Source organism: Paenisporosarcina sp. TG-14 (assembly GCF_000297555.1).
Lineage (GTDB): Bacteria > Bacillota > Bacilli > Bacillales_A > Planococcaceae > Paenisporosarcina > Paenisporosarcina antarctica.
The window spans coordinates 1-8,327 of the sequence record NZ_AMGD01000095.1 but is presented as its reverse complement, the minus strand read 5'-3'; the positions used below and the strand labels follow the sequence as shown (position 1 = coordinate 8,327).

At 33.2% G+C, this 8,327-nt stretch carries 5 protein-coding genes and 1 pseudogene; 2 read left to right on the top strand and 4 right to left on the bottom strand.

Annotated elements, in window-relative coordinates:
• Positions 1-67: 67 nt before the first annotated feature.
• The gene (locus tag C406_RS0118205) at positions 68-829 is read left to right on the top strand and encodes a tRNA threonylcarbamoyladenosine dehydratase (RefSeq protein ID WP_017382090.1); all 762 of its coding nucleotides are present in this window, start codon (positions 68-70) and stop codon (positions 827-829) included.
• 203 nt (positions 830-1,032) lie between these two features.
• On the opposite strand, the pseudogene C406_RS19760 reads toward C406_RS0118205, so the two are convergent.
• Both C406_RS19760 and C406_RS0118195 read right to left on the bottom strand, forming a co-directional pair.
• A pseudogene (locus C406_RS19760) lies at positions 1,033-2,025 on the bottom strand (replication-associated recombination protein A); the annotation flags it as partial.
• Positions 2,026-2,852: 827 nt separating this feature from the next.
• Positions 2,853-3,257 carry a hypothetical protein gene (locus tag C406_RS0118195; protein WP_155966774.1) on the bottom strand — a complete coding sequence of 135 codons (405 nt, stop codon included), beginning with the start codon at positions 3,255-3,257 and terminating at the stop codon, positions 2,853-2,855.
• A 1,601-nt stretch (positions 3,258-4,858) separates the two neighbouring features.
• Here C406_RS0118195 and C406_RS0118180 point away from each other — a divergent pair.
• Positions 4,859-6,145 (top strand): replication-associated recombination protein A, encoded by a 1,287-nt coding sequence (locus C406_RS0118180; protein WP_017382085.1) that lies wholly within the window; start codon positions 4,859-4,861, stop codon positions 6,143-6,145.
• Between the two features lie 50 nt (positions 6,146-6,195).
• Here C406_RS0118180 and C406_RS0118175 read toward each other — a convergent pair whose 3' ends face one another.
• Both C406_RS0118175 and C406_RS19755 read right to left on the bottom strand, forming a co-directional pair.
• Positions 6,196-6,951 carry a hypothetical protein gene (locus C406_RS0118175; protein ID WP_017382084.1) on the bottom strand — a complete coding sequence of 252 codons (756 nt, stop codon included), beginning with the start codon at positions 6,949-6,951 and terminating at the stop codon, positions 6,196-6,198.
• Between the two features lie 4 nt (positions 6,952-6,955).
• The coding region (locus tag C406_RS19755; protein WP_017382083.1) for a site-specific integrase at positions 6,956-8,327 on the bottom strand (1,372 nt) is incomplete at its 5' end.

Here is an 8,327-nt window from a genome sequence, read left to right as displayed (position 1 = left end):
AATCACTCCCTCCTACTCGATTTGAGATTAATCCCTACTAAAACGATATAGATTGTGAGGACAACAAATGTTACATCAATTTTCTCGAAATGAATTAGCAATAGGATCAGAAGGTGTTGACCTTTTAAAAAATACAACGGTGGCCATTTTAGGAATAGGTGGCGTTGGCTCGTTTGCAGCTGAAGCATGTGCAAGAAGCGGCATCGGAAAAATCATTCTTGTGGATAAAGACAATGTCGATATAACCAATATTAATCGCCAACTTGTTGCGTATATCTCAACCATAGGGCGCTCGAAATCAGAAGTCATGAAAGAACGAATTCTAGATATAAACCCCGGGTGTGAAGTACACGATTTACACATGTTCTACACCGAAGAAACATTTGAAGATTTCTTCAGTCATAATGTGGATTATGTAATTGATGCCTCAGATACGATCATTTACAAAATTCATTTAATGAAAGAATGTTTAACGCGCGGAGTGAAAATTATTTCATGTATGGGTGCAGCAAACAAAACGGATCCTACTCGTTTTAAAATAGAGGATATTTCAAAAACACATACAGATCCATTAGCAAAAGTCATTCGCAAGAAATTGCGTAAAGAAGGTATTTATAAAGGTATTCCTGTGGTCTTTTCAGATGAGAGTCCAATAATCGTCAGAGCAGATGTAGTCGAGACGGTTGGGAAACCCGATGCAAAATTCCGTAAAGCTCAAATGCCGCCATCATCCAATGCATTTGTCCCGTCAGTTGCTGGATTAGTAGCAGCAAGTTGGGTCATTAATGATATTACAAGAGAAATTCCAGTGAAACGAGTGCGTTCTTAACAAGTCGTTTTTGGACAAATTTAAGGAATTGAGGCAACTATTAGTGTGAATGGGGCAACTATTCATTGGAATGAGTCAACTTTTGCAGTCAATGGGGCAACTTTTCGCTCAATTGAGGCGACTAACCAATTGTCTCCTAATTTATTCACACTTTCCTGGACAAAACATAATCAAAAAGAAGACGTGAATCGCATGAACGCGATTCACGTCTTCTTTTGTTTGAATGACTCTAATTTTTCATAAATTCCAGCAAGTTTCTTTTCTTCGCCTGCAAGAACGGGTTTGTAAAACTTCGACTTCAGTAAGTTGTCCGGAAGATACGTCTGATTGGCCCAACCGCCGAAGGTTCCAATAGGAGTGTTATGTGGATATACATACCCTTCGTGTCCGAGGGCAGCTGCACCAACATAATGAGTATCTTTTAAATGACTTGGTATCTCGCCAACTTTTCCTGCATGAATCGAAGCAATAGCAGCATCGATTGCTTTGTAAGCTGAGTTTGATTTCTCCGATAAACACATCTCAACGACTGCGCTTGCTAAAGGAATGCGTGCCTCGGGCAATCCTAATCGTTCTGCAGCTTGAATACTTGCGAGAACATGTGGACCGACAGATGGGTTTGCTACGCCAATATCTTCATATGCCATCACGAGTAGTCGTCTTGAGACAGCCACTAAATCACCATTTTCAAGCAAGTGAGCTAAATAATACATGGCAGCATTAACGTCACTTCCTCGTACTGACTTTTGCAGAGCTGACAATAGATTGTAGAAATGAGAACCTTTTTTATCACCAAAAACACCAATTCGATCGACCAAGTTTTGCAGTAAAGCATCATCAATTATGGTGACACCATCTTCTTCATCTGATGCCGAAACGACAGATTCGAGAAGTGTTAATGCTTTTCTTGCATCTCCATTTGACGAATCAGCTATTTTCATTTGCTGTTCTTCTGAAATTTGAATCGTCTGTCGACCCAGTCCGCGCTTGTTGTCGGTAAGTGCTCGTTTGATAAGTGTTAGTAAATCATCAGCTGTCAATCGTTTCAGTTGCTTAATTTCACCACAGCGAGAACGAATGGCAGGATTTACATCGTGAAAAGGATTTTCAGTTGTAGCTCCAATTAATACAATAGATCCATTTTCAACATGAGGAAGTAAGGTGTCTTGTTGTAGTTTATTGAATCTGTGGATCTTTGTATAACTAATCTATTATGGATATTAATCTAAATTCCTAATATGAAAGTGTTGTATGTATTTCATCCATTTATTGAAAGGTAAAAAATAAATGAGAAATGCAATAATCATTGCTCGTTCAGTTTTGAACCATATAAAAGAATTGGACTGTAAAATATGAAACGAAATAGCATCACGAAGACACGACTTTTGGGAAACGCTTCATACGCCACTTGGAGAAGTATATCGTAAATGTAATAAAAACCAAATCGAACATCCAATTGCATTAAGAGATCGTGGAAAACGAATTCTAGATGTTTTAACCGATGTTTCCTATTTAACACCTGAACCTAGTTAGGTTATTTTTGGAACTGAATAATAATGCGGTTAATATTTTTCTTCAAGAAATTAGAAGATCCATCTCAATTTTAGAAAGACCCCTTGTTACTTCGAGAGGCGATGGTAAAAGTTATATTTATTCTAATTTCAATCCTAAATATGCTCAAATGTCGGTATCGGTATTAAGAACGTATTACAACTTCTGTAAAGAGACAGAAAAGAATAGTATTAAAAATACACCAGCACAGCGTCTAGAGATCGCTGACAAGGTGTATTCGTGGAAAGATATTATTTATAAACGTTAAATCAAAATGCTTACCCGATTTTAAGGATAGGCGTTTTCTTGTAAATCCATATATTGTAAAACGAATGAAAGCAAACATTTATATAAAGCTACAACTTTGCAAAAAAAAGGTTTATCTAATTGATTTAATTACGCGAAATGCAGTGCTTTTCACCGCCATCTTACAGCTATAAAATAAATATATCAGCTAAGAAAGTCTTTCAGCTTACACTTTTGTCAATTTATTGTTATTAATTGCAAAATGCATAGTTCCAATTAGTATTACCACTGTAATTAATAGAATAACAATTAAATTCTGAAGAACTAATCGATCTAATACAACAGCGGATACTGACGTCAAATATACCGGAACGAATAATGTTAATGAAAATATACCGCTAAAAGTGATTACTTCAAAGATATTTTTTTTATATTTACCGTTGGCAATCAAAATATACAAAATTATTGGTACTGCTATTGCTAATGTTAAAAATATATAACCGATGTCTAATAAACCATACTCTAACAAAAAGAATCCCTTAAGTAACTTAACTACCAAAGCCATACCATAAACCAAAATTGCTGAAAGAATTAAACTTGCTCCTATTAAAATTGTTTTGGACTCTTTCAATTTCATTTCACCCCCTTAAATAAGTTTGAATGGATAGATTAATTATATTATACATTATTTACCTACATAAACTATTTGAATTTGTGAGAATTGTTTGTACTTTTCAATTTTCAAAGGAGGATTACATAGACTACTTTCCAATCGTTCTAACCATTTATAGAAAAGTATGACTAAATTGACGACCCCTACATTACAACCGAACTTTGAACATATTCCTTTTTTAATGTTTCATTCATTTCATTCTCTATGGAAAATGTTGTTACTGATAGAATAATGAAAGCATTTTTCATCATAAACTTCACTCTAACTAATAACAAATATCGTATGATTTTTACTGGTAAAAATTCCTTATACTAATAATACGCATTAAAATTCAAAAAAGTTTCATTTGTTTCCCACTTCCACGCTTTACATAAAATTCCTCAAAAAAGACAAAAAAGCGGCGCTAACTTATAAGGGGTTCTCTTCAGAGGTGCAAAACACGAAATCGACCCCCAAATAGCATTTTAAAACGAAAAGATATTAGCATCGCTTTTAGTGGTGCTTTTTTGTGGTTTTCAGACAGAAAGTAATACAAAAAAACACTGAGTATTACTCAGTGTTTTTCTAGTTCTAATTTTTAGTAAACCTAATTTTCATCTGTTCTTATTAAACTAAAGCACTCGTTAGTGAAAATCTATTCTATACTCTAATTCAAATTGAATAATTCCGAAATGATTTCAGCGCTTCCTGGAGAAAACATAAATATTGATAAAGAAATACATAACAGTCCTACAAACACCAAGCTAAAATTTTTTTTCCGAAGTAACCCCTTAACTACTAAAAATAATCCCACGAATAATATTAAGAAATACCAAAAGCCCACAATTTCACCCCCTTCGCTTTACTTAATATAATGACGTTATAGTTCACCACAAGTTCTGCCTCTTTGCTTTAATATTTCGATATTAAAAAAAGTCCATTCTCGCTTATTGAAGTAAACTCCCTCGTTAGATGAAGAAGAAAGAATCCTCTTTTATTTATTATACCAATACTTTACATTTTATCCTTAAAAAATTAAAATTTCTGTTAATAATAATCGATGTAGTTTGAAGGTTATTTTAACATATCAATTAGCAGATTGATTAGTTGTATTACAACTTCCATTGTAGTACAACTGAACAGGCTACTATTGTACTTCATAACAGAACCCATTACGTTTAACGTTGCTTTTTTTATGGTAATAACAATTGTATTTAACTGTGTGATGGAATAAATATGGAATTTAAAAAATCATACATAGGAGTTCGATTCAATGAAAAAGTGTAACTTACATATGAAATATTAATGTTAATTCTCATTAATGCATTTACAACGTACATCAAGATTAGTCGTGTTATTATAATAGATGGCTAATTACAATGTGGTAGTGAGAATTTTTCAACTTTGTTAAATACATAATCAAAATTCCAGATAACATTGCCTAGATTAATATCTTTGTAACGATAGCTAGAGAAGGAATTTGATATCTTGTTCAGAAGTATTGAAAATATTGAAATTTTTGTTTGAAACCATTACGAGTTATATCTCACTAAAAAACCATTTCTTAAAGGGGTGACATTATGTTCCGATCAGAGCCACTTTCATACCGAATGAGACCTACTACCATCGATCAAGTGGTTGGACAAGAGGAGATCATAGGTCCAAATACTGCTCTATATAAAATGATTAAAAATGGACATTTGCCTTCAATGCTTTTATATGGGCCACCTGGTACGGGTAAAACTTCGCTTGCATATGCAATTGCTGGTACAACGAAGAAAGATTTTTACTCAATAAATGCAACAATTTCCGGAAAAAAAGATATAGAATCAATTATCGATGAAGCAAGAATGACTAGAAATGCTATTATTTTTGTAGATGAAATACACGTATTTAATCGAACTCAACAAGATGCGCTATTAAAGGCTCTAGAAGAGGGTGTGTTCACTCTTATAGGGGCTACCACAGAAAACCCCTACCATAGTGTAAATAACGCGATACGATCAAGGTGTGGCCAAATTAAACAGTTAAAACTATTATCTACTTCCGCAATTACCACTTTATTAAAAAATGCTTTGAAAGATGAACAAAACGGGTTAGGAAAAATGAAAGTTATAATCTCAGAATCACAGATCGAGTTAATAGCCCAAACTACAGGAGATGGAAGAACTGCACTAAGTTTACTTGAGAATATTATCTGGGCTACTGAAGAAGATGAACAAAATAATATTATTGTAACAGATGAAATAGTTAAAGAGTGTGTACAAAATAGAGGATTTACTCACGATAATAAAGGTGACATTTATTTTAATTTATTATCAAGTTTCCAAAAGAGCATACGAGGTAGTGATGTAGATGCTGCTTTATATTATTTAGCACGATTACTAGAGGGCGGGGATTTAGTATCTATAAGTAGACGTTTACTTGTAATAGCATACGAGGATATTGGTTTGGCAAATCCTGAACTGTGTGCAAGAGTCTTATCTGCAATACAATCTGTTGATCGCATAGGCTTGCCAGAAGGACGAATTCCGTTATCGGTTATTACAACTGAACTATGTCTTTCTCCGAAGTCAAATACGGCATATAAAGCTTTGGATAATGCAATACAAGAAGTTAAAAATGGTAAATCACTCGATATACCACCACATTTGAAAGATAGTCATTATCAAGGTGCAGCAAAATTGAACGGTAACGAATATAAATATCCTCATAATTATCCGAATAACTGGGTGCATCAAGAATACTTACCAAAAGAAATATCAGGTAAAGCGTTTTATGAACCAAAGGAAACGGGTGAGGAGAAAAGATTTTCTTTAATACACAAAAAATTAGTATCTCTTCGTAAAGATAATAAATTAAAATAATAATTAAAAAACCACCAATAATCACCTGGATAAGGGATATTGGTGGTTTTTTAGAAATCGAAGTCTTCTAATACGCTTTTTTTCTTATTTTTATAAGACTCGAGTGAAATAGCATCATCTTTACTTTCAACATTTAAAGACTCTTTGTTAATTTGTTGTTTTATATCATTCATTTTATCAAAAACTTCTAGTGGGTTGCTAGATAGTATTGATTCTAATAGAACTTTTACAGGTTCAGTTCTAGTTTGCCCAGTTGTAAGTAAGTTAATTAAAGGCACATCTTTACTCATACTAAGTTCCATCCATTGGAACATTTTCTCTTGGTAATTTGAAGCGGTAGCTTGCCAAGATTTGCACTCTTCTTTTTCTTTTACTAATTCTTGCCTTACTTCAAACAATTCTTTTTCTAGCTTCTTTGTTCTCTGGATATATTTTTGTAGTTTAGTTTCGTTCATCTTTAGGGCACCGGTAAGCTTTACCTTATCTGCTTTACTTCCATTGAAAAATTTATTGATTGCATCTTCAGTATCTACAAATACTTCATCTTCGTTAAACGAGTTAGTTACTGTATGCATTATTACTTGGTTGGTTTTGTCAATTGCTAATCTACCTTCACCTTTACGCCAGAAAAATTCTCCGATTGAGTAGAGAATTTCTCCTTTTTCGAATTGTTCTCGGGAGAAGCGATAAACATCCATATAGGTAATCTTTCCAGAAATATTATGTTCCGTTGTGTAACGATAGATAATTTCTTGAACAAGTTCGAGCGGTATTTCTTTCTTCGGTCTACCTCTTTTTTTAATCATTCGGTTATTCACCTCTCTTTGCTAAGTTTTTAGAGAAATTCAATGTTTTATTCAACGTAATATCTAGTTGGCTTTTTGTGTAAAAGAGATCTTTGTTGAAGTCTTGATTAATTTCGGAAAAATCATTTTCCATACTCTCTTTTAAAGCAATACGGTATAAGTCTTTTAATGTGTCTAGCAACCTATCCATATCGCTCCTACAGTTTTGTAACTCAATTTCAATTTCATCTTTTTTATCTAAGTATTCGTCTTGGCTAATCTTCCAGTGTTCACAATAAAAACACTTATCAACTTGGCAATACATCTCAGGGTCTGTACAGAAGCCAATTTCAACTTCAGTTTCAAAATCTGAATCATTGGGCTTTAAAATCTTTTCTCGAATGAATTCATCATCAAAAATATTAGAAGATGCTTGTCCCTCTTTACTATTAGAATTATGACCTTGTACGAAATTGAATCTTTGCATAAGCTGAATTATTTCAACGTCTACCCAATACTCCATATGCTGATGATAATGGTACTGTGCTTGTAGCGAGGTATGTCCTCCTAATCTGGCGATTTCCACAGGATGATAACCTTGTCTCATTAAGTTTAAAAAAGCGAAATGCCTAGTATCGCCGGGTCTTATCTTTTGTTCATAAGGTGCACTATATTTTCCGTCAACTATCTCTTCATAGAAATTATTAAGCACCTTTATAAAGTGATTGTAAGTAAAACGATTCTCAAAATAATCCGTAAAACCAATAGATTTGGATGAAATAAGTGTATCTGAACTTCCGAAAGGTTCAGTTAAAGAAACATACTCTTGTAATTGATTAAAGATTTGTTGGGGGATAGAAATCTTATCAATAATTTGAATCTTGTGGTGGTTATTTTTTTGTTTAAGCCTAGGTAATTGAATGAAATATCTATCATTCTCTTTAAAAAGAGAAGTTCTCTCAATTCCACAAAATTCCGATGGTCTCATCGGAATTAAATTGCTTATTTCCCACCAAAGATAAATAGGGTAGTATTTCAAATAATTAATATCATTTGTTTCAAGCGTTGAAAAGTAGTTTTCAATTACCCAAGAAAAGGCTAAGACATCTTTTGCAGCTGGGAGACTTCTAACGGAACCTACAATATTGTCCATTTTGATATCACTCTTTACATCTATAAGCATTTTTTTGTAAGATTGATGTTCTCCAATCTCATAAAAGTCCAAGAAATTCAAGATAGCTACACATATCGACCAACGCTGTCTATCAGTACACTTGTGAAGTAAAAAAAGCTCAACATCATCTTGAAGAGTTTCATTAAAATTATGAGAGTGGATTAGAAATTTTTTAAAATTACTATAATATTTTTTTATTGTTTTGTAGATTATCATATTAAGT

Excerpts from the sequence above, each read along its gene's own strand:
- C406_RS0118175 (WP_017382084.1), bottom strand. The coding sequence starts at position 6,951 with ATGATTAAAAAAAGAGGTAGACCGAAGAAAGAAATACCGCTCGAACTT.
- C406_RS0118205 (WP_017382090.1), top strand. The coding sequence starts at position 68 with ATGTTACATCAATTTTCTCGAAATGAATTAGCAATAGGATCAGAAGGT.
- C406_RS0118180 (WP_017382085.1), top strand. The coding sequence starts at position 4,859 with ATGTTCCGATCAGAGCCACTTTCATACCGAATGAGACCTACTACCATC.